This is a genomic window from Ferdinandcohnia salidurans, from assembly GCF_042680725.1.
Taxonomy (GTDB): domain Bacteria; phylum Bacillota; class Bacilli; order Bacillales; family Bacillaceae_L; genus Ferdinandcohnia; species Ferdinandcohnia salidurans.
Map to the genome: position 1 here is coordinate 200,916 of NZ_JBHUEK010000018.1, position 25,910 is coordinate 226,825.

Below are 25,910 nucleotides of genomic sequence, written 5' to 3' on the forward strand. Positions count from 1 at the left end.
AAAATGGGGAATTCGCGAGTTCCATTTGTTGTTTTGGGTATTTTGTTTACTGTGATGTCGGTTTTTTTACTATTTGTTGGAATCATGGCCAAATCTTCTCCGGCACCTATGGCTTATATGACATTGGCTATGGCAGTCATGAGTTTTTGTTTGGCATACTTGTATCCACAATTTAAGCAAAAGGATGAACGCATGAAACTTATCCGGCAGAAAGGTATTTTCGCATCGTTTTTTGCGATGATGATTTTTCTTATTGCGTTTAACATTGGTTTGCAATTTGAGATGATTGCGTTAACTGCTGCTCAACTGATCAACATCCTCACAACATTACTAATCTCTACGATGTTTATCTCCTTTGTCATTTATTCAAAAATTTACTAGGGTCAGATGGACAGGTGCCTCGACTCAACATTATTAACTGCACTTAAACAAGTGCAGTTTTTTATTAACCTTAAATTGGAAAAATGTGAAACCGATGGGTGAGTAATTCGTAGTAAATAGAAACGCAATATGTTGGAGGTGATAAGTATGGATGAAAGAACTCAGGAGTTAGTTGATTTTACAAGAGAGAAGTTTGGATTATCGGACTATTATTTAGAGACTTATAGTTTCAATCGTAGTGTAAGTATTTTTAATGAGACGATTTATACATTATCAATGGAATGGTTTCCTAATCATTGTGTGGGACAAGAGTACGAGGATGAAAATCCAGATGGAACGGCAGTAATTACAATAGATGTGAAGAGTCGTAACTTTGAAAGTGTTATTTTTGTGATGGGTCAGACCTTTGCCACAAACGGGGTAACATTCACAGATAAAAATGACATTATAAAATGGATTGAGCAGGAAACAGGATTAGCGTTTGAGCAGCAATTCCAGTTACATAAGGAAGAAGAGGGAGAGCTACATTTTAAAGAATGCATTGATGGGATTGCTGTTTCACCTTCTGGAATGATTCAGGTCAACTTTGATCAAGATGGTAGGCTAACTTTGTTTTCTGCGCATGGTCATTTTCCAGCGAAGGAAATGGTGAAAATAGAACCATTTACATTGGCCTTTGAAAAAATTGAGGACATCGCGAAGGAACAAGTGAAGTTGATTGAATCTCCGTTAATGGAACAACAACGACTGATCTCTGCTTATGCGGTAGAAGAAATCTATGTAAGAAACGACCAAAAGGACACAATCCCTTTTGAAGTTATCGTGGATGTTAGAGGATATATGAAAATAGAAAAAACCTTGGATTGGGATGAGCCAATTGAGGACTCTTCATTTGAAAGAAAAGAGATAACTTGGCATGAGGAGGTTACGGCTGAACAAGCATTTTTAGGCGAGCCCTCACCTGATTCACTACCAATCACAGAGGCAGAGCAAAAAAAATGTATGACAGAGGTCCGAGATTTTTTACGAAGGGTATATCCTAGTGATTCTGGAGTTTGGATGTTAAAATCACTTCATCGCGATTCAGGGTATATTCATGCGATAGTAAGAGCGAACAAGCAGGATCAACGCGTATTTCAGCGAAAAATAAATGTCATGATTGAATCTGAAAATATTGAGGCTGTGAATTATAAGGATAACCAGATGATGTTGGAGATGTTTGATGAATTTGAAGAACCCGAGAAAGTGGTTATAAGCAAGAATGAGGCCTATGAAAAAATCAAAGAAAAGTTCGAATTAGAGCCATACTACGTGTATGACTTTGACCATAACCAATATGTCCTGTGTGGAAAAATAGATTGCCAATTTGCAGTCCATGCATCAACAGGAAAAGTTCTCCCGTTAGATGAATTATAAGACAGTGTGGGACACAGGTCCCTTGTCCCAAACTGGGACGAGGAACCTGTGTCTCTTAATTTATCAGTGAGCGATACTTTTCAATAACGTCTTCCGTTAAAATATCTAATTCAAAAAAGTAGTTCGCATAAACGCTTGCCAACATTTCGTTTTCCTCGGTTATCTCCATTTTTGCCATAACATGATTAATGATTTCAGTAAACTCGTGAGGATTTGCATACATCGTATTCCACGCCCGGACTTGTAGTTCCAAATCCTTGCCTAGTACCGCTGCTTCAATTTCTTCCGCTGCTATAGGTTCGCTTAAGTGAGCATATGGATCCTCGTTTACGTCCGTATAAATAAACTGAATTGGGTTGTACTCTTCCAAGTCATACGTAAAACGATCCTTTCCTACAGTAACGACCATTTCATTTTGCGCAAATTCAAGTTCTCCGTTTTCTAGTATGATAGACTCTGAGATTGACTGGATGGCGCACGTCACATTTGGTGTGTTCAGCCAATAGCGATGGTCTGGATTTAGTTGTGCAACATAACCCTCAAAAGAAGTCTCTGCCATTTTTTCTTCGTTATTCAATAATGTATATAGGGCTGGACGATAGTAATATTCAGCATCCAGATTCTTCATTGAAATCGTCCATTCGGCATCTGGGCATTCAAACAACACGCGGAGCGCAAACCCATCAATTGTTTTCTGAAGTTCGTAATAGACGATCCAATGACCGACATCTAGCGGCACATCGGATACCTCAGTCATCACATTTTCAAAAGTAAAATGAATCAGCGCTTTGGATGAAAAACCACCATCTGTATTGATGTAGAGATGAAGTGTATCCCTTTCACGTTCAATACGCTCGATGGTTGAATCATGCAAGCTTTCCTCAAAGACATCTTGAACCGATTCTGATAAATAAGTAACAGCCTTTTCCGTTTTGGAATGCGCAGCATCTAATACTTGCTCAAATTCCTTGCTCGCTTCTTGCATCCATTGCAAGTAATCCTCACGAACAGACTTTGGCAATGTTGGTTGATTTAACGTTCCGTTTTCCACATATGATATGAAGCGACTTGGCAAGATTTGCAGCAATTCCTCTTTCATTTCCTCAAGCTCTTCCTTTAAATGACTAATGAGATCTTCACCTTCTTCTTTTGCCTCTCGTAAAGTAATTTCCCATTCTTCGTCAGTTTCAGGAATCGGTAAGATCGTACACTTTGAAAATTTCTCTTTCGCCTGCTTGGTTAGGTTCCACATAGTCTCACCTCATGGTAGTTGATGAAAATAGTATAACAGGATTTTCCTGTTTTGAGAGTCAAATATATGATTCCCTCATAAATCATCCACTTTTAACCATAAAAATAAATCTTGAAAACAGTTGATATCGAACAATGTTTATAATAAAATAATAAATGTTCGTGTTTAACTTAAATTTCGACAAAAAACAACATACTCATCATTCGGAAATTACACAATGGACAAACGATTGTGAAGTGTTGTGAGATAAACTGTAAATAATCAGTTAAAAAAAGGAGAATCATCTATGATTTTCAAAAAACAATATAAAACAATAAAAGAGTTGGCTGAAGACATCTATTTTCATCCGGAACTAGGGTATAAAGAAGAAAGAACGAAAGGCAAGGTTATTAATGGTCTAAAACAGATGAATCCTGATATTCAAATAGAGGAATTCAGTACTACCGGTTTTAAGACAACATTGGGTGACCAGGATAAGGAATTACACGTAGCGTTCATTGCAGAATTAGACGCGGTTTATGCACCATCACACATGTATGCGAACAAAGAGACAGGGGCTGCACACAACTGTGGTCACTATACTCAAGTTGGGATTGCACTTGCTTTATACAATTATTTTATGAAGTCAAATAGGTACAAAGAATTTGATTATAAAATATCCTTTATCTTTGTCCCTGCAGAGGAATACTTGGATCTAGCTTATCGTGATGAGCTCATTCAACAAAATAAGATAACTCATTATGGCGGTAAGCCAGAAGCGATGAGACTTGGTGTTTTTGATGATATAGATTTATCTATCTGTGTTCATGCAATTGGCGGTGAATTTGAAAAGCGTACGATTAACACCAACTGTGATTTAGCTGGATTCTTGTATAAAAAATATAAATTTATAGGTAAAGCAACGCATGCTGGATTTGATCCCTTTTCCTCGAAAAATGCTTATAACATGTCTACCTTGTTTAACGTAGCAGTCGGCTTAAGCAGACAACAACTTAAAGATTCGGAGAAGGTACGGATCAATCCGATTGTGATGGAATCAGATATGTCTACAAATGTGATACCGAATGCTATTACTGTTGGGACGGACCTGCGGACTCTATCAACAGAATACATGAAAGAAGCTGCAGTGAAGCTCGATGACGCAGCAAAAGGAAGTGCTTTAGCCTTGCAAGGAGATGTGGAAATTTCTACACAGATGGGCTATTTACCTTTTAAACAAGACCGTTATCTATCCGATTTTGTATGGAAAGCTTTTGAAGAAAATAATGAAATTGACGTACTGTATAATGATGATCCAATTAGTGCGGCAGGAGATATCGGCGATTTATCTTACATGATTCCAAGTATTCAGATTGGTTACAGTGGCTTTAAAGGAACGATTCATGGAGATGACTTTATCGATATAGATCCTGAATTTATTTATGAGATTTTTCCTAGATTCATAGCTCAAGTTTTTGAACAAATGAATGGAAACATTGATGCTTCAAAATTATACAAAAGAAGTTATGAAGACTATATCAAGTTAATTAATGAAATCATTATGGATAAGAAAGGAAACTAATATGAAGAAAAATTTTATTTATCTCATTATTTTTGCACTAATAGTCATTACGGCTGCTGAAATGATCGGATTTCAAAGTGTTAAACTTGGATCCTTTTCAATTGGCTTATTACCACTAGTATTTGCAATTATCATCACGATGATTTTAGGTTTGAATCTATTCCGCAAAGGTTTTTGGAAAAAAGTCTACAGTAAAGAGAATGTAGACTTTGCCGGAAAATACTTGATTCTTATCATGCTTCCACTTATGGCGAGATATGGTGCAGATGTTGCTCCAAAAATTGGTGAAATTCTTCAAGTTGGCTGGGTATTCCTATTTCAGGAAATCGGGAACCTTGGAACAGTTCTGTTAGGTCTGCCTGTGGCACTTCTGCTTGGATTACGACGTGAAGCGATTGGAGCAACTCTAGGTATAGGTCGTGAAGGCGAACTCGCTTATATCTCAGAAAAGTATACGTTGAATTCTGATGAAGGAAGAGGCGTTTTATCCTTATATATCATCGGTACATTATTTGGAACAATTTTCTTCAGTATATTCGCACCGATCATGTTACAACTGGGTTTCCGTGTTGAGGCCTTAGCAATGGCATCTGGCATGGGCTCTGGAAGTATGATGAGTGCATCTTCTGCTTCTCTAGTTGCACAAGTTCCGGATATGGAGAGCACGATTTTAGCATATGCATCTGCGAGTCAGTTGCTTACTAGTTTCTTAGGAACCTTTACAATGGTATTCCTTGCGGCTCCGTTGCAGCAATTTATGTATAAACTATTTGTACGAGGTGATAAAAATGCAAAACGCGCTGCGTAATTCATATGTGAAGTACGGTTTAATCGTTTTATTAAGTCTTGCACTTATTATGTTTACACAATTTATAAAACACTTAAAAAATCCTGAATCAATGGCTGTTACTGGGATGACAATTGTGGGATTGCTTACTCTATGGGTTTTCTCGATGATCGGTATTTTTATTTCGAATAAGTTAAATACATGTTCGATTAAATTTCTAAAGGAGTTTCCGGTATTGGGGTGGGTTTCAATTACATCTCTTGTGATGTGCTTAATTTCTGACTTCTTTGTACAAGCGATTCAAGCGGTGGATTTCCTCTCCATCACAACACCGATTCTTACTTTTGCTGGAATTTCAGTAGCAAACCGTTTAGTAGAATTAAAAAATACTTCTTGGAAAGTTGCGATTGTTGCTGTTTTCGTTTTTAGTGGAACGTATATTGGTAGTACAATAGTAGCCGAAATTGGCTTATTACTAGCTGGAAAGTAATATAAAGTTCGAAGAGTAATAGAATAAATAAACAAAAACTGCCTAAAAAGGCAGTTTTTTTATTTTGGGACAATGGACCTGTCCCTCTGTCCCGGAATTTTCACAGGATGGTCATAATGTTGGATGGAAGTGTGACTTTTGTCACATTATAGCTGTGATATTTTTTATATTATTTATAAAATAGTAATCGTATGAGGCTTTCCTCCTTTTATAATCGGCAGTACCTCATAGCAATTATATGACCTTTCATTATTCTTTACGATTTAACTATTGCACTTATCACATTATCAAGGAGGTAATACGAGTGAAAAGAACGTTTACTAGACAGCTTGGTGTAATTATTGTAGTGGTTATCTTACTATCCATGATTATTACCTCGGTTTCTACTTATCTTGTAAGTTACGAAAAAACATATGAGGCAGCCGGGATTGAAGCGGTTGGTTGTGCAAATATAACGACTGGTTTAATTAATCCAATTGAAATTGAAGCCATTATTGCAGGGGATAAGGATCCAGAAAAATTGAATGAAGAATTAAACTGGACAACGGCTCATAAATCTATTTTTGAAGGTCAATATATCTTGTCCCTTGATGGAGACATCTTGGCCCTTGATGGTAATATGCAACAGCAAGGATTCAAGGCCGGAGATCCTTTTCACATGGATCCTGATATTGTGAAAATGATAGTAGAATCAAAACACCCTCATTACTCAGAAATTTATGAGTTTGGTGGGATGGAAAGAATTACTGGCTATGCGCCAATCTTTAAGGACCATGATCCAACTAAAGAAATCATCGCCATTAACGCGATTGACTTCGATGCGAAAATTGTGCAAGAGCGGACATTGGATTCTGTCATTGATAGTTTTATTCTCGGGTTATTACCGATGTTACTTGCGTGTGTCATTACGATTTTAATCATTAGAAGAAAAACCAAACCTCTTACCCTTTTAATTAACAATGCCAAAAAAGTGGCTGAGGGCGATCTCACAGGAGATCAAATTGAAATAAAAAACAAAGATGAAATCGGAGACTTGGCGGCTGCATTTAATATAATGACCAATAATCTTCGCAACCTTATTAATCAAGTAAGTTTTACAACCAATAATTTAGCAGCTTCAGCAGAGCAACTTACGGCCAGTTCTGAACAAACAAAGGATGCAACGAGACAAATCGCAGCAACGATGCAACAGGTAGCGAGTGGCGTTGATAAGCAAGTTCAAAGCGTAGAGGAGACATCTCGTACTGTAAATGAAATGTCAATCGGGGTCGGTCAAATTGCTGGTAATGCGCAAAAGGTTTCGGCTTCTGTCATAGATACTGCTGAAAAGGCTTCAGAAGGTGGGGAGTCCATTAGAACCGCAGTAGATCAAATGAATTCAATTAATCATACATTTAGTGAATTATCTGAGGTAATCAAAGGGTTAGGTAATCGATCAAAAGAAATTGGGAAAATTATTGAAGTCATCACTAGTATTGCAAGTCAAACCAATCTGTTAGCCCTAAACGCCGCAATTGAAGCTGCTAGAGCAGGCGAACATGGACGTGGATTTGCAGTAGTAGCAGATGAGGTCCGAAAGCTAGCAGAGCAGTCTGCTGAATCATCAAACCAAATATCTGAACTCATTCTGGATATTCAAAAAGAAACAAAAAAAGCAGTGGCAGCCATGGAATTAGCTACAGAAGAAGTTGTATCAGGAATTGGAATTGTTGATACAGCGGGATCAAATTTTTCTCAAATTGAGGAATCCATACATGAGGTTACTTACCAAATCCAAGAAGTGTCAGCAGCCGTTCAGCAAATGGCAGCAGGAGCTGAACAAATGGTACAGTCCATGCGCTTAATCTCAGAAATCGCCGAAGAATCAGAAGCTGGAACACAGGAAGTTTCAGCATCAACTGAGGAACAAATGGCGTCAATGGATGAAATTTCAACATCCGCAGGATCTTTGGCACACATGGCTGAAGAATTACAGGATATCGTCAATAAGTTCAAATTATAGGATGATAAACATGTAATGGGGGAGAATGCTGGCATGGAGCTGAATCTAGAGAAAAATGAGATCATAGAGAAATTAACTCTAGAAGAAAAACAAAAAATAAAAGAGATTATGAAAAAACTTTCTGACGTAAAGTTCGCCATTGATCAATCTTCGATTGTGGTGATAACGGATAATAGAGGAAGAATAACATATACAAATGATCAATTCTGCACTATTTCGCAATATTCACGAGAAGAACTATTAGGACAAGACCACAAAATCGTAAACTCTGGCCATCATCCACGTGAATTTTTTAAAAACATGTGGGCCACAATTGGTAAGGGAAATATTTGGCGAGGCGAAGTGAAGAACCGTGCAAAAGATGGTAGCTATTATTGGGTAGAAACAACTATTGTTCCATTTTTAAATGAAAAAGGAAAACCATATCAATATGTTTCAATTCGGAATGATATAACATGTCGTAAGGAAATTGAAGCGGAGCGGGAAAAAACAGAACAAATGATTTACAAACTAGCCTACTACGATACATTAACTGATTTGCCAAATCGCAGGCTGTTTATAGATTATTTAAAAAAGGGCACTCAAGATGATGGGGTGCACGAGTCACAAAATGGGGTGATCTTTTTAGATATTGACCGACTCAAAAATATTAATGAATTGTGTGGACATGAAATTGGGGATTTAATCTTAATGGAGATACCTCATCGAATCAATCAGTGCCTTCGTGAATCTGATGTACTTTCACGATTTGGTGGGGATGAATTTACAATATTGGTCAAGAATGTTTCTGGTAAATCTGAGGTTCAACGAATAGCTGAGAAGATCAACGAGAGCCTGAAAAAAACAGTCATTTTGGGGGAGCGTTCGTTTACGATTTCTTGTAGTATGGGAATTGCAATGTCCCCATTTCATGGTCACGATTCTGATACCCTTTTAAAACGAGCCGCTATTGCGTTATATTCCTTAAAAGAAAGAGGCGGAAATGGTTATCTATTTTTTGACGAGGAAATGGAAAGAAGATCATTCGAAAGAATAGAGTTTGAGAATGCATTAAGAAAGTCGATTAAATTAGAGGAATTCACAATCGATTATCAGCCTAAAATCGACTTAATAACAGGAACGACAGTAGGACTAGAGGCATTAATGAGATGGAATCATCCTGAAATGGGAGTGATCTCTCCGGCTAAGTTTATTCCCGTCGCGGAGGAGACAGGGCTTATTATCCCACTTGGTGAGTGGATTCTCCGTCGCGCATGTGAGCAAAATAAACACTGGCAACAAAAAGGCTTCTCCCCATTAAGGGTATCTGTCAATATTTCTGTGCAGCAACTCAAGCAGCCCAACTTGGTAGAAAAAATCAAGGAAATATTAACAGAAACCGATATCGAACCGAAATGGTTGGAGTTAGAACTAACAGAGAGTATTTTTGCAGACATCGACTATGTTGCTCCTGTATTAAGAAGAATTAGAGACCTTGGCGTTCAAATCTCAATCGATGATTTTGGAACAGGGTATAGTTCGTTGAGCTATCTTAAGAGGCTACGAGTAGACATCATAAAGATTGACGCTTCCTTCATTAAAGATATTTCAACTGATAAAGGTAGCCGTGCGATCGTGAAAGCAATTATCACGTTTGCGGAAGCATTTAATTTAGAAGTTATTGCGGAAGGCATTGAAAACCAGGCACAGCTCCAGGCTTTACTAGACGAAGGCTGCAACCAAGGGCAGGGATACCTCTATAGCAAACCCCTATCCTCTCAGGAAATCGAACAATATTTAAAAAATCCAGTACCAAATATATAGTTATCTAAAAAGACACCTAATGCAGGTGTCTTTTTGTATTAGGGACGCAGGTACATTGTCCCAAATGGAAAGATAAGAGAATCCTATAAATTTGGGTTACATTCACTATCTCTCTTGCATAGGATATTTTAGCAATTTGAGGAGGGATATTGAGTAAAATGAGTTATGTAACATATGGACACCCATATCATTATTATCACCATCATCATCACCACCCATATTACACGCATGTTCCTATGCATTACTGGAACTATTGGGGATACCATCACCCACATATGGGAAGGGAAATGCGCCAGTTCACTGACCAAGGTAAGAAGCCGTTTGTAGTTAATATCGATGAAGCTACAAAGCAGAACAATACGTATCGCACGGCAATTTGGACGGGTACTCACCTGCAGTTAACATTAATGAGCTTACAACCTGGAGAAGATATCGGCTTAGAAATGCATCCTGATGTGGACCAATTCCTTCGGGTTGAACAAGGTAATGGAATTGTTCAAATGGGGAAAAACAAAAATCAGTTAGACTTTGTAAGACAAATTAGTGACGATTCAGCCATTATTATACCAGCAGGGTATTGGCACAACCTAACGAATACAGGAAATATCCCATTAAAACTATATTCAATTTATGCACCACCAAATCATCCATTTGGAACCGTCCATAAAACAAAAGCAGATGCAATGGAAGCTGAACACTAGCATCAATGATTCTGTCGGTTTAGGCACACCTAAGCGATTGACTCGAATGATGGACAAAGTGGGTCGAGGGACCTGTCCCTCCGTCCCACTAAAAACGGGGCAGAGCTGGAATGGGCTCTGCCCTAGATTTATTTTTTGTCATCTTCAAAATGGGCATCGATTGGCCCCTTTTGTTCTTGTTCGCCAGATGCTTGCCCTTTTGCTTTTTTCTTTCGACGCAAGCGCTCAAGAATTTTACGGTAATTCAGCTCAATCGTCTTCGGCTCATAATAATCGGATGCCATGATATCCCGGGTGGATGCTTTCAGAAATGACCAACCAAGCATGATCATGATAAAAAGAAGAGGGAACCCACCCACGATACTAGCGGTTTGCAAGGTACCGAGTCCGCCAATAAACATCAACGTTAAAGGCATTATACAAAGAGCAAATGCCCAAAATAATCGATTCCACCTTATTGGCTCATCCTCAACTTCCTTTTGTACAACAGACGCTAACACGTACGAACTTGAATCGAAAGTTGTAGCGAGAAATACGATTGCTAGAACGGTGAAGACTAAAATCATAAACCACGAAAACGGAAGGCTCTCGATTACATCTAGAATAGCAGGAGAAGCTCCTTCTGTATTCAATGTATGAATAATATCCATTTCTCCTGTAAGCTGCAGGTGCATCGCATAATTTCCTAATACACCAAAGAATAAAATACTTCCGATAGTTCCATAGATCATTGTTCCGAGTATCATTTGTTTGATGGTACGTCCACGAGAAATTTTAGCAACAAAAAGACCGACAAATGGAGCATAGACAAGCCACCATGCCCAATAGAACACCGTCCAAGTTTCAGGGAACGAAGTCGACTCAAATGGACCTAATGAATTAAACGGCTCTGTCCATGTACTCATATGAAAGAAGTTATCCAATAAAAGTCCGATACTATTTACTGTTGTTTCTAACATGAAACGGGTTGGACCAAATACAAAGATAAAAGCTAAAAGAAAGAAAGCAAGATATAGGTTTACATCAGAAAGAACCTTAATTCCCTTTTTTAATCCCGTATAAGAGCTAATCGCAAAAATGACAGTCACAAATAATAAGATAATCGTCTTAACAGTCATGTTCACATCTATGCCGGTTAGACGATAGATACCTTCAGCAATCATCGGAGTGCCTAGAGCAAGCGTCGTTCCAGCACCACCGATAAGACCAAACATAAATAAGATATCGATTATGGTACCAATAGGACCGTCGGCTAGTCTTCCAATTAATGGCCGAGTCGCTTCACTAATTTTTAAGACAGGTTTTTTTCTTACATAATAAAAGTATGCAATTGGTAAGGCTGGGAGTGTATAAATGGCCCATGCGATCGGTCCCCAATGAAAAATCCCATAGGTGGTAGCCCATGCAATGGCTTGCTTTGTGCCAGGTTCTACTCCGAAGGGAGGACCTTGCAGGTAATAAGCCCATTCGATTGTTCCCCAATATAAAATACTAGAGCCAATCCCGGCACAAAAAAGCATGCCCGCCCAAGAGAAATCATTAAATTCGGGCTTTTCTCCTTTATCCCCAAGCAAAATCTGACCGTTTGCACTAAACGAAACATAGATTAGAAAAAAGAAAATCACGATTCCAACTAGCAAATAGAGAACACCGAAGTTAGTAGTCACATACGTATTTGCAGCATTAACCACATCTTGTCCTTTTTCAGGAAAAAGGACGAGAGGAATCGTAACCAACAACAATAATGAAAATGCGCCAATAAAAGTTGGCCAATCAATCATCCTGTTTTTCATTCATAACCCTCCCCTTAATAAACTGTTTTTGGTAGTTTTTGCAACAAAAAAAGAAATATACTCAGATAGGGATAAAGGGACAGTTTCATTGTTTCAGATGGGACGATGAATTTGTCTCTCTTTCTGGATTACGAATAGGTTGAAAGACCTATGAGTAATTTTAGAAATAGTATCAACCCCAATATTCACGCTCGAATATAAATACGCATTATACTCACAATTTTTAAATTGAAAGCAATAATTGTAGATTGAATTCATTTTTCAAAGATAATAAATGTTGTAGAGGGTTATAGCTTTATACTTAACTTTTTGAAAGGGAACCTAACATACTCTTTATTTTAATAGAATATTTGTTTTCATATATTGATGTGAGAAGATGATTATCCCTTGTTTATAAGACTAATTACCTAGCACCTATCATGATAAAATTTTTAATAGGGGGTGAATATGAAGGTGAAATGTAAACGTTTTCTATGGTAGGAGTTCAAAACAATATCTAAAGGACTAAGGCTAGTACCTAATCTCAAGAGAGCGAGTAGGACAGGCCTGTAATGGGGGAAAAATATGAAAAAGAAATCATCTCGCTTGACTGCAATAATGCTTTCTTTAATTTTACTTATTGGATCTTTTCCTTTACCAATGGTAGTAAAAGCGGAAAATGTTCCAATGAATGATACAACCTATCATTATGATTTTAGTGAGTTGCTGTCATACACAAGTAGTAATCCAATAGATACCGTCTGGTCTTCAGATGGGTTAGTAAGGTACAATGGGGCCGGTAAAATGTACCATCATGGAGATAAGCATGGGCTTGTTGTAAATGATGGGAGCAGTTTTGATATTAAGGTTGCCGGAAATGCAATTATCACTTTTACTTTATGTCAGTATGGTAACTCAGGCTCGATAGATGTTTCAGGTGGTGCTTCCGGTAGTGCTTTTTCTACAGAGAGTGTGGATTTACTGGTCCCATCAGACGGTGACCAAGCTAGTTTTATCTATTCAGGAGATGCAACCATGTTGAATTTTAAAATTAACGGAAGTGGTTATGTCCATGCGATAACCGTTGAAAATACATCTAAAGAAGTAGAAATAACGCCTTGGAGCAAAAAAGATTTCACAATGAAAATTGGGGATACAACCTTAGATGTAGCAGGTGCTTCAAAAAAGTCTGAGAATGCAACTGTAAGCATTAGTTCTGGAAGCGTATATTATTCTTCAAATGCAAATTCCTATATAAGTACGGATTTGGCAGGAAGAAGTCTGGGTACATCTATCTTAACGAATGTAACTCCAGATGTGGTGCAAAATGTAGCAGTTGATCATCAAACGAACGAAATTATTGCAACTTTTGCAGATCAAACTACAAATCCAAAGGAATTCAAGATAAAGGTTCAGGATACGAGTGCTTTTGTTACGCCGGGTGTAAGTGATGTATATACTTTTGATTTAGCAGGTGGGGCAGTGCCAACAGAGTTTACAAAAGCTTCACCAATTGAGTCTTTTACAACAGATAATGGGCTCTTAAAGATTGCTAAAGGAAGCTCGTCAAATAATCCATACTGGCATGATAATTCTCACGGTATTGCTGCCTATGACGGAAATTACTTTGATGTAAAAGTAGCTGGAGACGCAGATATCATCTTTTATATTTGTCGATATGGAAGTGGTGAAAAGCTTGAAGTGACAAACTTAGCACCAGGAGGAACTGGTTCTTTTGATAAAAATGTATTTGTATCGGAAACGGATGACGATGCCATTACATATTCTTATACCGGTGATGCTACAACATTGAGATTCACTGTTGCTGCATCTGGAGAGAGCTATCTTCATAGCATAACCGTAAAAAATAAAGGAACAGTGGAAAGTTCACCAGTAGCAAACGAACAACCGTCAATGCCTTCTGAAATCGACCCAAATGGGACATTAAACGTAACAGCCCAAGGCCATAGATTATATGTTGGTCATTCAGATTCAGAAGCTACTATCAGTGAGCCACAAAAAATTTCTTACTATGTATTTAATGGCAGAGAGAAAGTAACGACTATTGAGGCGGACATAAAAATAAGTGCTATTGGTAGTTCAAGTAATAATGGTCTATTTTTTGGGATGATGGAGGATGCAAGCGAAATTTCTAAGATTGCCACTGTAGGAATTAGAGGAGATGGGAGAATTAGAAATGTCTATAGTAAAACCACAACTCCGTCAAATCCAAGCGCAGGAAGCATGGATATAAAATACAGTGTTGGTGATGTTATTCACCTTTTATCGAAGAAGGATGAAAACGGTTGGCATACAGAAGCAACTGTAAATTCCGAAACAACTAAGGTAGACATAGACTATTCTAAAATTGCTGATATAGACGCAAATACAAGTGTGAAATATGGATTTGGGTTTGCCAATGTTAATGCCGCAATAACGAATTTGACATTAAAAGATGATAATGGAAATGAGCTGTATAACCAAAATAAAGCCTATGAACCGATTGGGACTGCACCAACTGTATCAAGTGTTGAAAGTCCTGTAGTTTCTTCCGATAGAACAAAGGTTACTGTTAATTGGAGTGGTGAAACCCCTGACGGTGATGGAGCCTATGTTGTAGAGTTATCCACTGATGGAGGTAAAACGTATACCACTTTATCAAGCAGAGTCACTGAGAAAAGCTATACGGTTGATGTTGAAGAAAGTGGTAACTATCAGTTTAGAATTTCTGGAATCTGTGGAGATGAAAAGACTCCTGCAGTTGTATCAGCTTCAATCGATATTTTAAAACCACTTACCCAACCTATTGTCACAATTGAGAGTGGGGATAGGGTACTTACAGTAAAATGGGACCGAATTGGAGAAGCAAATAGCTATGAGGTCTACAGAAAGACATCAGAACAGACGGAGTATTCTCTAATAGATGAAATTTCAGATCCCAGTTATATTGACAGAAATGTAGTCAACGAGACGCCGTATTATTATTATGTAATCGCAAAATCAGATTCTAACTCGAGTAATCCATCTGTTCCTGTATTATCAGTACCTACTGCAGGACGTACTGGTCAATACGTATATGAAGACAAGGCCACTGAAATCTTTATTACAAAAAAATCATACGATACGGTCTTTACGAACAAGGCCACCATTCAGGGTGTCGTCGGTAATAAAGGTAAGATGAAAGTAGTGGTTAACGATGTTGAAATTGAAGAAGTCAGCTTAAAAGCTAAAGAGTCCTTTGATTTCCTAGTTTCATTGGAAGAAGGACGAAATGATGTGAATTTTTACTTTAGAGATACTGATGGAGGGGTTACAAGAAAAACCTTTAACTTTGTCTATTTAACAAACTACGATATGGTGGTTAATGCCGCCTATTCAGGTATTGAAGGAGCAGAATCCACAGAAATCCCTGGAGTAAAAGTTTTCAGTACTGTACAAGCAGCCGTCAATTCAGTACCAAGCGATAACAAAGAAAGGGTTGTAATATTAATTAAGGAAGGAACATATTTTGAGCATTTACGGGTGTCATCACCATATATCAGTTTAATAGGTGAGGATCAAGAGAAGGTGAATCTCCAATTCTATGATCCGGTGTTATCACCTGAGGGAGGTAGTACGTCTGATCGTAATGCGACCTATATTCAGTCAACAGCAACTGGCTTTTCAGCGGAAAATCTTACCTTTGAAAATACGTATAAGTATCTAGGTGATGGCACAAAATCAAATGAATCTGCAGATGCATTACGGGTAGATGCGGATGAAAGTACTTTTGTTAATGTGAAGCTAGTAGGCTATCAAGATACATTAATGGCGAATTCGAATCATCAGTATTACTATAAAAGTCATATTCTTGGAAACGTAGACTTTATCTATGGCTCGGCGCAAGCACTATTTGAGGATACAGATATTGTCTTTCGTTATAATGCAAATAAAAATAGTGGGTATGTCTCTGCCCCTCGAACAGATAAAGCCGAAAAATATGGCTATATTTTTTATAATAGTAGAATCACAGCAGAAGAAGGAGCATCGGGTTCAAAATATTTGTTAGCTCGTCCATGGGGCCCAGATGGCGCAGCCACATTTATTAACACCTATATGAGTGATATCATAAATAAAGAAACTCCGTATGCGGATATGAGCGGGAACCTTGCAGTGAATGCTCGATTCTATGAATATTATTCTTATGGTGGAGGGTTTGCAATTCATAGTGGTAGACCTCAAATTTCAAAGAGTCAGGCTGAGGAGATGGTAACACCTTCTTACTTAGGATGGGATCCTCATTCCGTAATCACTGCTACTTCTAAGAATGAATATGTAGGAAATGTCCAGACTCAAACGGAAGAAAAATTCGTTGAAAAAGAGTATGTCAATGACGCAGCTGAGCCTGATTCAACAGATGATACAGGATTAGGTAAGTTTGAACTCGAAGGATATGCTCAAGCTCAAGGTGTTACGGGTGGAGGTTTACTTTTAGAAACATCTACAAATTATTACAAAGTATCATCAGCTGAAGAATTCCTAAATGCATTATTTACAATTAAGTCAAATGGAAAAGCAAGTGTAATCGAGCTGACAAAAGATATTGGATTAGGCTCTATAGAAATTGGAGATGTAATGAAGGATTACAGTGGCATCATTAAGCCGGCAAATCATCAGCCATTATTACATCCGACCCTATTGGAAGCAGGTGTTTCAACAATCGATATTGATGGAATGAGCAACCTAACGATTTTCTCACAAAATGGTGCAAAACTTAACCATGTCACTTTCAATATCGCAAATTCAAGTAATATTATTATTCGAAACCTTGTTTTTGACGAACTTTGGGAATGGGATGAATTTAGCAAGGGAGACTACGATCGAAACGATTGGGATTATATCACCGTTCAAGAGGGAAGTACGGGAATTTGGATCGATCATTCAACCTTCTATAAGGCATATGATGGTATCATCGATGTGAAGAAAGCCGGTAACTCAAATACGACCGATGTTACGATATCTTGGAGTGAATTCTTACCAGGAAGTGAAGGCTCTTTCTTTGATGTTATGATGGAGAAATTAGAGACAAATCCAGAGCAATATCCTTATTATAACGAGCTTCTTACAACACATGGTATGACGAAGGAACAGATTCGAGAGTATTCATTTGGTCAAAAGAAACTTCATCTTGTAGGTGCTTCTGATACAGAAGAAAACACATCTAATTTAAGGGTTACACTAGCAAACAACTTTTACAAGAACTCTATGGATCGCATACCAAGACTTCGTGGAGGATACGGTCATGTATACAATACAATTATTGACTCGTCCGAGTTATATGAACTTAGAAAGAGTTTAGCAGATGAAGCAGTTGCAGAGAAAATCGTAAGTAATGGTGCGATTTCTACTTTAGGCGCTTCTGTTTTAGTTGAAAATTCTACTATTAGTGGTGTTATGAGACCATTATTAAGTGGAAATGGTTCAAGCCCAGCGGGTTATATCGATGCTGTTAATTCTTTATACACACTGGATGATGTTAAGGAGGAGTTATCGGTCATTGATTACACTGGATCTGGACTAACTTTAAATGTAAGTGAATTTCGAAACTCTTTACCATACAACGATTATCAATTGTATGAAGCAGATTCGCTATACACTTTGGTGTACCCGTATGTAGGTGCCGGAAAGATACAGATGACCCCAGTGCAATGGGAGAAAGTGGTCTACAACGATGATAGTGAAGAAACACCAGGAGAAACACCAGAAACAGGTGAAAATGATAATGGTGAAGAGGGAAAGCAACAAGAAGGTTCAGACAAGGAAAAAGATAAAGACAAAGACAAAGACGGTACGCACGAGGACGGCCAAGAAAAGCAAGATAAAGATTCCAACAATTCTTCAGACGGTAAGGAACTTCCAAAAACAGCAACTTCTATCTATAATTGGCTGATGCTGGGTGGTGCATTTCTTCTTGCAGGTGTAGCAATCTACTTGTACCAAAGAAGAAAACGATTGAATTAATAATATGAGTCGACAACTGATTTGTAAAAATACTTTCTAAGATAGTTAAACAAGACGTTGCCTATAAAGAGTAAAGATACCTAATTCTTTCTTAAACTTTTAGTGAAATGCCTCAAAATGAATCAGGCATTTCACTTTTTTTGTTACCCTCGATTTTGATAATATCCTCGTTTATATCCTGTAAGGTTTATCGGGAATACTTGTGGCTTCTGACACCTTAAAGTGTTTATGAATATCTACCCTTATCCGATCTCCATCAGGCAGTAGTTGTAATAAAGAATAACCCGTTTCGGCTACTCATATGATGGTACGAGAGAGGAGGGGTATTAAATTGAGTGATGAGCGAAAGCTGAATGGGAAAAGTAACAGTAAAGATGAGCAGTTAGAACAGTTCCGTGTCGATGACCGAGGAAAAAAACTTACGACCAACCAAGGGCTAAAGGTGTCAAATGATGAATTTTCTTTAAAAGCGGGTGTACGAGGTCCTACCATAATGGAGGATTTTCATTTTCGTGAAAAAATGACCCATTTTGACCATGAACGGATTCCTGAGCGGGTCGTTCATGCCCGAGGGTTTGCAGCGCATGGTGAATTCCAAGTATACGATGACAGCATGAAGCAGTACACAAGAGCAAAGTTCTTGCAGGACCCAACTGTGAAAACACCGGTTTTTGTGAGATTTTCTACGGTTGTTGGCTCGCGGGGATCTGCTGATACGGTGCGTGATGTACGTGGCTTTGCAACCAAGTTTTATACGGATGAGGGTAATTATGATTTGGTGGGTAACAATATCCCAATCTTTTTTATTCAAGACGCAATAAAATTTCCGGACATGGTACACGCCATCAAACCTGAACCTCACAATGAGATTCCACAAGCTAGCTCTGCCCATGATACGTTTTGGGACTTTGTCGCAAATAATCAAGAAACCGCACATATGATTATGTGGTTGATGTCAGACCGAGCGATTCCAAGAAGCTTCCGGATGATGGATGGGTTTGGTGTTCACACTTTCCGACTAGTCAACGAGAACGGTAAATCTCATTTTGTTAAGTTTCATTGGAGATCCACACTTGGGGCACATTCCCTCGTCTGGGACGAAGCTCAAAAGATTTCAGGAGAGGACCCTGATTTCCATCGTCGTGATTTATGGGAAAATATTGAAAAAGGGAACTTCCCAGAGTATGAATTGGGTGTCCAAATCATTAATGAGGAAGATGAATTTAAATTTGATTTTGATATTTTAGATGCAACCAAGATTTGGCCTGAAGAAGATGTTCCAGTAAAAATCATTGGAAAAATGGTTTTATTTCGAAATGTAGATAATGCATTTGCTGAAATTGAGCAAGTTGCTTTTCACCCCGGACACGTAGTGCCAGGTATTGATTTTACAAACGATCCATTATTACAGGGACGTTTATTTTCCTATACAGATACCCAGTTAATTCGCCTTGGTGGTCCTAATTTTCATGAAATTCCAATTAACCGCCCAGTTTGTCCATTTCATAATAATCAGCGGGATGGATTTCACCGCCAAACAATTAATGTGGGGAAAGTAAGTTACCATAAAAATTCTTTAGCGGGTAACACACCAGCACCGGCTAGTGTTGAAGAAGGTGGGTTTGCTCACTATCAAGAGAAGGTAGAAGGTCGGAAAATTCAAGCTAGAAGTGATAGTTTTAAAGATCACTTTTCACAAGCAACACTTTTCTGGAACAGCATGAGCAAACCTGAAAAAGAACATATTACTCATGCCTTTCAGTTTGAATTGGGCAAGGTCGAGAGCCAATCTGTCCAGCAGCAAGTTGTAGATATGTTTGCGAATGTTAACCTTGAACTGGCAAGAGAAATAGCGAACTATCTAGGTGTGAATCCGCCAAAAAGCGGAGGGTCAAACGTAACCAAGTCTTCTCCGGCACTAAGTCAACTCAACACAAAGTTTAGCCCTAAGACTAGAAAAGTTGCGGTAATCCTAACCGACAATTTTAATGGGCCAAATGTAAATTTTGTACTCGAGCAAATGAAGGAAAATGGATTACAACCTGAAATCATTAGTGAAAAACTAGGCATGGTTAGAGGATCGGACGGAACGATGCTAAAGGTTAACCATACCTTTTTAACGACTGAATCGGTATTATTTGATGCGGTTTATATGGTGCGGGGAAGCAGAACGAGCAAGAAATTTAATAAAGATGCAGCCCACTTTATTCATGAAGCATTTACACATTATAAGCCGATTGGGGCAACAGGCGAAGGGAAAAAGTGGCTAGAAGTGAATGGGATTGAAAACGCACCGGGTGTAGTGACGGCAAATGATAATGGGCAGTTTACGAGGGAGTTTATTAACGCGGTGAAAGGGCATCGGTTCTGGCATCGTAAACTAGTTTAGTCCATTCAAAAGAACATCAAAAGGGAAGAATGCCTCCTAATGTGGAAGCATTCTTCCCTATTTATTCGTTTTTGAAATCGCGTTTACCTTTATTTGGATTTTGTGAATGCATTTATACTGCTAATCTAAATAAAAGCATACGCAATTCTTTGTTACGTATGCTTTTAACTCTTATTTACTAAAAAACGATACACAAGTGGATGATTTTTACATATATCGTCTCTTTTGAAATCATTTCTACCATTATCTGGATTTTTCGAATGCATTTAAACTGATAATCTTTAAAAAAGCATACGTAATTCTTTTTTACGTATGCTTTTAACTCTTATTTACTAAAAAACGATACACAAGTGGATAATATTTACACTAATTGTCTCTTTTGAATGATCTTATTCGTAATTATGAAATGTTTCGCTATAGAGCATGAAATCCTCTATTTTTTCCTTGTTAGGTTCAAAGCCAATTCCGGGACCAGTAGGAACCTCAATATATCCATCTTTCATCGTAACTTCAGGAGAAATAATATCCTCTTTCCAGTAGTGGGAAGAAGGGGCTGTATCACCTGGTAAAGTAAAGTTTGCTAGACTTGTAATTGCGATATTATGTGCCCGACCAATTCCGGCTTCTAGCATTCCGCCACACCACATCGGAATGTTTTTATCCTCACAAAGCTTATGTATCTTTAAAGATTCTGTGATTCCGCCTACACGTCCGATTTTAAGATTGATGATTTTTCCACTTCCAATCTCAATTGCTTTTCGAACATCTTCGGCTGTGTGAATGCACTCATCCAGACAGATTGGGGTATTCAACTCTTGTTGCAGTCTAGCATGATCGATGAGATCGTCATAGCTTAAGGGCTGCTCGACCATCATTAAATTGAACTCGTCCAATTGTTTGAGGTAAGGAATATCATTTATGGTATATGCACAGTTCGCATCCGCCATAAGCGGAATCTCCGGAAACTCCTTGCGAATCGCTTTTAAAATATTCATATCCCAACCTGGCTTAATTTTTACCTTAATACGCTTGTAGCCATCTGTAACAAAGCCTTCGATTTTTTGGAGAAGCTCCTTTTCAGTCTTTTGTATTCCGACACTTACTCCAACTTCAATTTTATCCTTAACGCCGCCAATGGCTTTGGCTAATGAAATACCATTTTCCTTCGCATATAAATCCCAGATAGCACCATCAAGGGCCGCCTTCGCATTGTAGTTTCCACGTAAGTCTTTGAAAGCTTCTGACACATCATCCGGGTGTTTAAGCTCCGTTTTCATGAGCGTTGGAATTAAAATATCCTTAAGCATATGCCAATTCGTTTTAACTGTTTCTTCGTGGTAAATGGGGATTGCATCAGAGACCGTTTCCGCCCAACCAGACAAGCCACTTTTTGACTTCACTTCAACTAAAATAAAGTCTTTATCTGTAATAGTTCCAACACTCGTTTTAAAAGGGTGGAGCAATCGCATTCTCATATATCGTAAAATAATACTCTTAATTTCCAAGCCAATTCTCCTCATAAAATATTATTTTTCCAAAAGGTACATATACTGATTTCTCTTCTCGGGATCCTTTACTAAATCTGTTACAACCCATCCGTGTTTTAAATAATGTGTAAACACCTGTTTTGTTTTTTCTCTCCACAATAGGGCGGCATTGAAGTTCTTACTTTTAATTTCTTGAAAATTGCCGGGTACTGGTACTAACAAAGTATCGCTGTTTTCTTCTAAATTAATATCCCCGGGAACTAGTGAGCCATCTTCAAATTCCACATTAATTAAGAGCGGTAACTTGCTTATTTCATAGTTTACACTTTCACGTTCTATCTTTTTTACAGCCCATTCAACAACGAAACGATCTGTGGAAAGACCGTCATTCATGCCATCCGTCATTTCTCCATATGCATTTTCAATATAGGCAGTACACGTGGCGCCTAATTTATGTAGGTTCAAATTACCATTCACTGTTTCAAGAGGATCATAGGTCCACGAAATTAAATCATACCCCATCTTCTCGGCCAACTCCCGTTGTTCATACTTTAGTTTTTCACCGATACCTAACTTGCGATAATCAGGGTGAATCCCTAAACTATGAGAAACGAGGTAGGGCTTTATCCCATCAAAACCTGGGAAACTATATTGAAAACCAATCAGTTGCTCCTCGTAGAAAGCACCTAAAATAAACCCACCATTCTTAATCGTTGCTGCAGTATGACTAATAGGAACCGTATCCTCCGGACTCCAAACGCTCGATTCTAATTTATGAACTTGATGTAATTCTTCAATTGATTTTATGTTTTTAATTATTATGGAAGATAAAATATCTTGTTGCATCATTTGCCTCCTGTTTCGACTCAGCTATTTAAACTCATGTATATCATTATAAAATGTTTAGAAAGAATTATCGAATTTTTTGGAAGAAGAGTGCCCTCTAATTTTCTCTATCCAATATCGCCTGTGACAAGTAAAAATATATGCTAATATTCTATACGCCGAATTTATTGAAATTTTTCTTAACGAGTGAGATAAACGTATTCGCAATTGGTGGTAAGTATCGATTGTTATCAATTGCAAGATAAACGGTTCTTGAGGTAAGTCCATCGTGAATTCTTTTGAAATGGAAATTTGGATTGTTAATGTATTTAATATAGTTTTCAGGTGCTACGGTAACTCCAAGTCCTTCCTCTACTAAATTACAAGCTGTTTCAAACCTTTCAATCTCAAATTGTATTTTGGGTTTTATGCCTGCTTTTTGAAAGGCATTTAAAATATCGGTCCGTGTTTGAAAGCCCTCCTTAGCTATAATAAAATCTTCATCTTTTAAGTCGTTTATAGTGATAAAGTTTTTATATCCTAATGGATGTTGAAGTGGAAGAAGTGCAACTAATCGTTCGTCATATAAAGGAATTGACTGGATGTATTGTTTGTGAATGAATTGATTTGTAATGGCAAGGTGTATTTCAAAGGAGTCTAATGCTTTTTCTACATCCTCTAAACTGGGTGCTTCCAAAAGTCTTATAAAAACATCAGGAAAATGTTTTTTAAATTCAGCTAAAACCTTTGAAACCCAAAATTTAGAAGACTCTATGATTCCGATTGATAGTTCCAAAGGTCCATTATTTTTTAATCGCTCCATCTCATCAGAAACACGTTCATAATGGATTAATAATCTTTTGGCTTCTTGGTAAAGAATTTTACCTTCCTTAGTTAATTTTATTTCCCCTTTGCCACGATCTAATAAATTGAACCCTAACTCCTGTTCTAATAATTTAATAGAAGTACTTAAAGATGGTTGTGAAATATGTAATTTTTGTGCTGCAGCAGTAAAAGTAGAACAGTCAATAACTGTTGTGAAGTAGAGTAAACGCTGTAATTTCATAGACTCCTCCATCGGCTATAGTTTAAAACTATAGACTTATTGTAATTATGTATTAGAAATTATAGCACACGTTGGTTAGAATATTAATTAAAGTAATACAATTCAGAAAAAAGTAAATCTGAATGAATTCTTGAGGATGATGTGCTAGATGTGCAGTTTATCCACTAAGAATTGAAAACGGATACACTGTAAATTTTATATCATCTTAAAAAATACTAATTATAACAAAGGAGGATTTTACAATGATCCAGCAAAACATTAAAGAAAAACCAGAAATTCTTTATTCTGTAAAGGCGCAAAGAGGAGATACTCTACGGTGTAAAGGATGGAGACAAGAAACAATTCTTAGAATGCTAGAAAATAACATGGAAAATGCTGAGAAGCCAGAAGAACTTGTTATTTATGGTGGGATTGGTAAGGCAGCGCGTAACTGGGAGTCCTATCATGCTATTGTTAAATCCTTAATGGAATTAGAAGACGATGAAACACTAGTTGTTCAGTCAGGTATGCCTGTAGCAGTATTTAAAACTCATAAATACGCACCGGTAGTAGTAATGGCAACAACAAACATTATGAAACCTTCTTGGGAAACATTCTATGATTTACAAGATAAGAACCTAACAATCTTTGCTCAATATACTGCAGCACCATGGGAATATATTGGTACACAAGGAGTTATCCAAGGTACATTTGAAACACTATCAGCTATTGCACGTAAGCATTACAATGATTCTCTAGTTGGTAAAATCATGCTTACAGCTGGAGCAGGTGGTATGGGTGGTAACCAAACAAGAGCAATGGCAATGCATGGCGGTGTTGCAATTTTATGTGATTCCAATATTGAAATTATAAAACGCCGTATGGAAGTTGGTTACATTGATGTGTTAGCTGATAGTCTTGATGAGGCAATTGCTTTGGCAGAAAAGCATGCAACTGAAGGTACATCCATTGGAATTGCAGTTGTAGGAAACTCTGCAGATATTTTTGAGGAAGCATATGAAAAAGGATTCAGACCTGATATTCTTACTTCCATGACTCCAGCACATGATCCTATTTCATACTTGCCATCTGGATATACAGTTGACGAGGCTGAAGAGTTACGAAAGAATGACCGTCAGCTTTATTTGAAAAAGGCACAAGAAACAATGATTCGTGAATTACGTGTAACAAATAAATTCTTTGATGATGGAGTTCATGCTTTTGAATATGGAACTAGCTTACGTAAGGAGTGTCGTGATGCTGGGATGCCAGAAGAAGAAGCAATGAGAATTCCAGGTTTTGTTGCAGAGTATATTCGACCTCTATTCTGTGAAGGCCGTGGACCATTCCGTTGGATTTGTATGTCAGGTGATCCAACTGACTTAGAGAAGATTGACAACATGGTACTGGAAAAGTTCAAAGATGACCTACTAGTAACAAGATGGATTAACCTAGCAAAGAAGCATATTCCAATTGAAGGTTTACCAGCTCGTATTTGTTACTTAGGTTTCGGACAACGTAAAGAGTTCGCGCTTGAAGTTAATAGAATGGTTAAGAGTGGCGAGTTGAAAGGTCCTGTTGCGTTCTCTCGTGACAACCTTGACTCAGGTTCAATCGTTAACCCGACATTTGAATCTGAAAACATGCCTGATGGCGGAGATTTAATCTCTGATTGGCCTGTACTAAATGGACTACTTAATGCTGTAGGGATGTGTGATCTAATCGCATTACAAGCAAACTACTCTATGGGAGAAGCTGTTCATACAGGGGTTACAATGATTGCTGATGGTACTGATGAAGCAGATATGCGACTAGAAGTTTGTATGACAGTAGACTCCGGTATTGGTGTCATTCGTCATGCACAGGCTGGTTATCAGAGTGCGAAAGATGTTGCTAATGGTAAAGGTAAGCTTACTAATGAGAGTATCAAAGTCCCACTTTGGTGGACACCAACAGCAACATTTGGTCCAGATGATTTAAATAAATAAAATATTACAAA

At 37.9% G+C, this 25,910-nt stretch carries 16 protein-coding genes; 11 read left to right on the top strand and 5 right to left on the bottom strand.

What is annotated here, in order from left to right; translation table 11 throughout:
* Positions 1 to 3 precede the first annotated feature (3 nt).
* A complete protein-coding gene (locus ACFSFW_RS12085; RefSeq protein ID WP_388038557.1) occupies positions 4 to 381 on the top strand; it encodes a permease in 378 nt (125 codons plus the stop codon).
* A 147-nt stretch (positions 382 to 528) separates the two neighbouring features.
* Positions 529 to 1,797 (top strand): hypothetical protein, encoded by a 1,269-nt coding sequence (locus ACFSFW_RS12090; protein WP_388038560.1) that lies wholly within the window; start codon positions 529 to 531, stop codon positions 1,795 to 1,797.
* A gap of 55 nt (positions 1,798 to 1,852) precedes the next feature.
* Here the strand turns inward: ACFSFW_RS12090 and ACFSFW_RS12095 are convergent, their stop codons facing one another.
* Positions 1,853 to 3,049: a DUF4085 family protein gene (locus ACFSFW_RS12095; protein ID WP_388038563.1), complete on the bottom strand. Its 1,197-nt coding sequence runs from the start codon at positions 3,047 to 3,049 to the stop codon at positions 1,853 to 1,855.
* A gap of 286 nt (positions 3,050 to 3,335) precedes the next feature.
* Between ACFSFW_RS12095 and ACFSFW_RS12100 the strand changes: the two genes are divergently transcribed.
* From ACFSFW_RS12100 to ACFSFW_RS12125, 6 genes are all read left to right on the top strand, one after another.
* Complete coding sequence (locus ACFSFW_RS12100; protein ID WP_388038566.1) at positions 3,336 to 4,610, top strand: M20/M25/M40 family metallo-hydrolase; 1,275 nt, start codon at positions 3,336 to 3,338, stop codon at positions 4,608 to 4,610.
* Between the two features lies 1 nt (position 4,611).
* The gene (locus tag ACFSFW_RS12105; protein ID WP_388038569.1) at positions 4,612 to 5,418 is read left to right on the top strand and encodes a DUF3100 domain-containing protein; all 807 of its coding nucleotides are present in this window, start codon (positions 4,612 to 4,614) and stop codon (positions 5,416 to 5,418) included.
* The gene (locus tag ACFSFW_RS12110; RefSeq protein ID WP_099364011.1) at positions 5,399 to 5,887 is read left to right on the top strand and encodes a hypothetical protein; all 489 of its coding nucleotides are present in this window, start codon (positions 5,399 to 5,401) and stop codon (positions 5,885 to 5,887) included. The genes ACFSFW_RS12105 and ACFSFW_RS12110 overlap by 20 nt, the downstream gene beginning before the upstream one ends.
* Before the next feature lie 304 nt (positions 5,888 to 6,191).
* The gene (locus ACFSFW_RS12115) at positions 6,192 to 7,889 is read left to right on the top strand and encodes a methyl-accepting chemotaxis protein (RefSeq protein WP_388038573.1); all 1,698 of its coding nucleotides are present in this window, start codon (positions 6,192 to 6,194) and stop codon (positions 7,887 to 7,889) included.
* A 33-nt stretch (positions 7,890 to 7,922) separates the two neighbouring features.
* Positions 7,923 to 9,692: a putative bifunctional diguanylate cyclase/phosphodiesterase gene (locus tag ACFSFW_RS12120; protein WP_388038576.1), complete on the top strand. Its 1,770-nt coding sequence runs from the start codon at positions 7,923 to 7,925 to the stop codon at positions 9,690 to 9,692.
* 158 nt (positions 9,693 to 9,850) lie between these two features.
* Positions 9,851 to 10,393, top strand: coding sequence for a cupin domain-containing protein (locus ACFSFW_RS12125; RefSeq protein WP_388038579.1), 543 nt, complete (start codon positions 9,851 to 9,853; stop codon positions 10,391 to 10,393).
* Positions 10,394 to 10,521: 128 nt separating this feature from the next.
* On the opposite strand, the gene ACFSFW_RS12130 is transcribed toward ACFSFW_RS12125, so the two are convergent.
* Positions 10,522 to 12,186 (bottom strand): BCCT family transporter, encoded by a 1,665-nt coding sequence (locus ACFSFW_RS12130; RefSeq protein ID WP_388038582.1) that lies wholly within the window; start codon positions 12,184 to 12,186, stop codon positions 10,522 to 10,524.
* A 564-nt stretch (positions 12,187 to 12,750) separates the two neighbouring features.
* Here ACFSFW_RS12130 and ACFSFW_RS12135 point away from each other — a divergent pair.
* Both ACFSFW_RS12135 and ACFSFW_RS12140 read left to right on the top strand, forming a co-directional pair.
* Complete coding sequence (locus ACFSFW_RS12135; RefSeq protein ID WP_388038585.1) at positions 12,751 to 18,165, top strand: pectinesterase family protein; 5,415 nt, start codon at positions 12,751 to 12,753, stop codon at positions 18,163 to 18,165.
* Between the two features lie 331 nt (positions 18,166 to 18,496).
* Positions 18,497 to 20,554, top strand: coding sequence for a catalase (locus ACFSFW_RS12140; protein ID WP_388038588.1), 2,058 nt, complete (start codon positions 18,497 to 18,499; stop codon positions 20,552 to 20,554).
* Positions 20,555 to 20,943: 389 nt separating this feature from the next.
* On the opposite strand, the gene menC is transcribed toward ACFSFW_RS12140, so the two are convergent.
* From menC to ACFSFW_RS12155, 3 genes are all read right to left on the bottom strand, one after another.
* Positions 20,944 to 22,059 carry an o-succinylbenzoate synthase gene (menC, locus tag ACFSFW_RS12145; protein WP_388038590.1) on the bottom strand — a complete coding sequence of 372 codons (1,116 nt, stop codon included), beginning with the start codon at positions 22,057 to 22,059 and terminating at the stop codon, positions 20,944 to 20,946.
* Positions 22,060 to 22,080: 21 nt separating this feature from the next.
* Positions 22,081 to 22,887: a GNAT family N-acetyltransferase gene (locus tag ACFSFW_RS12150; protein ID WP_388038592.1), complete on the bottom strand. Its 807-nt coding sequence runs from the start codon at positions 22,885 to 22,887 to the stop codon at positions 22,081 to 22,083.
* 151 nt (positions 22,888 to 23,038) lie between these two features.
* Positions 23,039 to 23,932, bottom strand: a complete 894-nt coding sequence (locus ACFSFW_RS12155; RefSeq protein ID WP_388038595.1) for a LysR family transcriptional regulator — start codon at positions 23,930 to 23,932, stop codon at positions 23,039 to 23,041.
* 242 nt (positions 23,933 to 24,174) lie between these two features.
* Here ACFSFW_RS12155 and ACFSFW_RS12160 point away from each other — a divergent pair, with 242 nt between their 5' ends.
* Positions 24,175 to 25,899, top strand: a complete 1,725-nt coding sequence (locus ACFSFW_RS12160; protein ID WP_388038597.1) for an N-tau-methylurocanate hydratase — start codon at positions 24,175 to 24,177, stop codon at positions 25,897 to 25,899.
* Positions 25,900 to 25,910 lie beyond the last annotated feature (11 nt).

Bases quoted from the DNA above. Each gene is read 5' to 3' on its own strand.
- ACFSFW_RS12105 (WP_388038569.1), top strand. From the start codon at position 4,612: ATGAAGAAAAATTTTATTTATCTCATTATTTTTGCACTAATAGTCATT.
- ACFSFW_RS12120 (WP_388038576.1), top strand. From the start codon at position 7,923: ATGGAGCTGAATCTAGAGAAAAATGAGATCATAGAGAAATTAACTCTA.
- ACFSFW_RS12125 (WP_388038579.1), top strand. From the start codon at position 9,851: ATGAGTTATGTAACATATGGACACCCATATCATTATTATCACCATCAT.
- ACFSFW_RS12130 (WP_388038582.1), bottom strand. From the start codon at position 12,186: ATGAAAAACAGGATGATTGATTGGCCAACTTTTATTGGCGCATTTTCA.
- ACFSFW_RS12110 (WP_099364011.1), top strand. From the start codon at position 5,399: ATGCAAAACGCGCTGCGTAATTCATATGTGAAGTACGGTTTAATCGTT.
- ACFSFW_RS12095 (WP_388038563.1), bottom strand. From the start codon at position 3,049: ATGTGGAACCTAACCAAGCAGGCGAAAGAGAAATTTTCAAAGTGTACG.
- ACFSFW_RS12090 (WP_388038560.1), top strand. From the start codon at position 529: ATGGATGAAAGAACTCAGGAGTTAGTTGATTTTACAAGAGAGAAGTTT.
- ACFSFW_RS12150 (WP_388038592.1), bottom strand. From the start codon at position 22,887: ATGCAACAAGATATTTTATCTTCCATAATAATTAAAAACATAAAATCA.
- ACFSFW_RS12100 (WP_388038566.1), top strand. From the start codon at position 3,336: ATGATTTTCAAAAAACAATATAAAACAATAAAAGAGTTGGCTGAAGAC.
- ACFSFW_RS12085 (WP_388038557.1), top strand. From the start codon at position 4: ATGGGGAATTCGCGAGTTCCATTTGTTGTTTTGGGTATTTTGTTTACT.
- ACFSFW_RS12155 (WP_388038595.1), bottom strand. From the start codon at position 23,932: ATGAAATTACAGCGTTTACTCTACTTCACAACAGTTATTGACTGTTCT.
- ACFSFW_RS12160 (WP_388038597.1), top strand. From the start codon at position 24,175: ATGATCCAGCAAAACATTAAAGAAAAACCAGAAATTCTTTATTCTGTA.
- ACFSFW_RS12135 (WP_388038585.1), top strand. From the start codon at position 12,751: ATGAAAAAGAAATCATCTCGCTTGACTGCAATAATGCTTTCTTTAATT.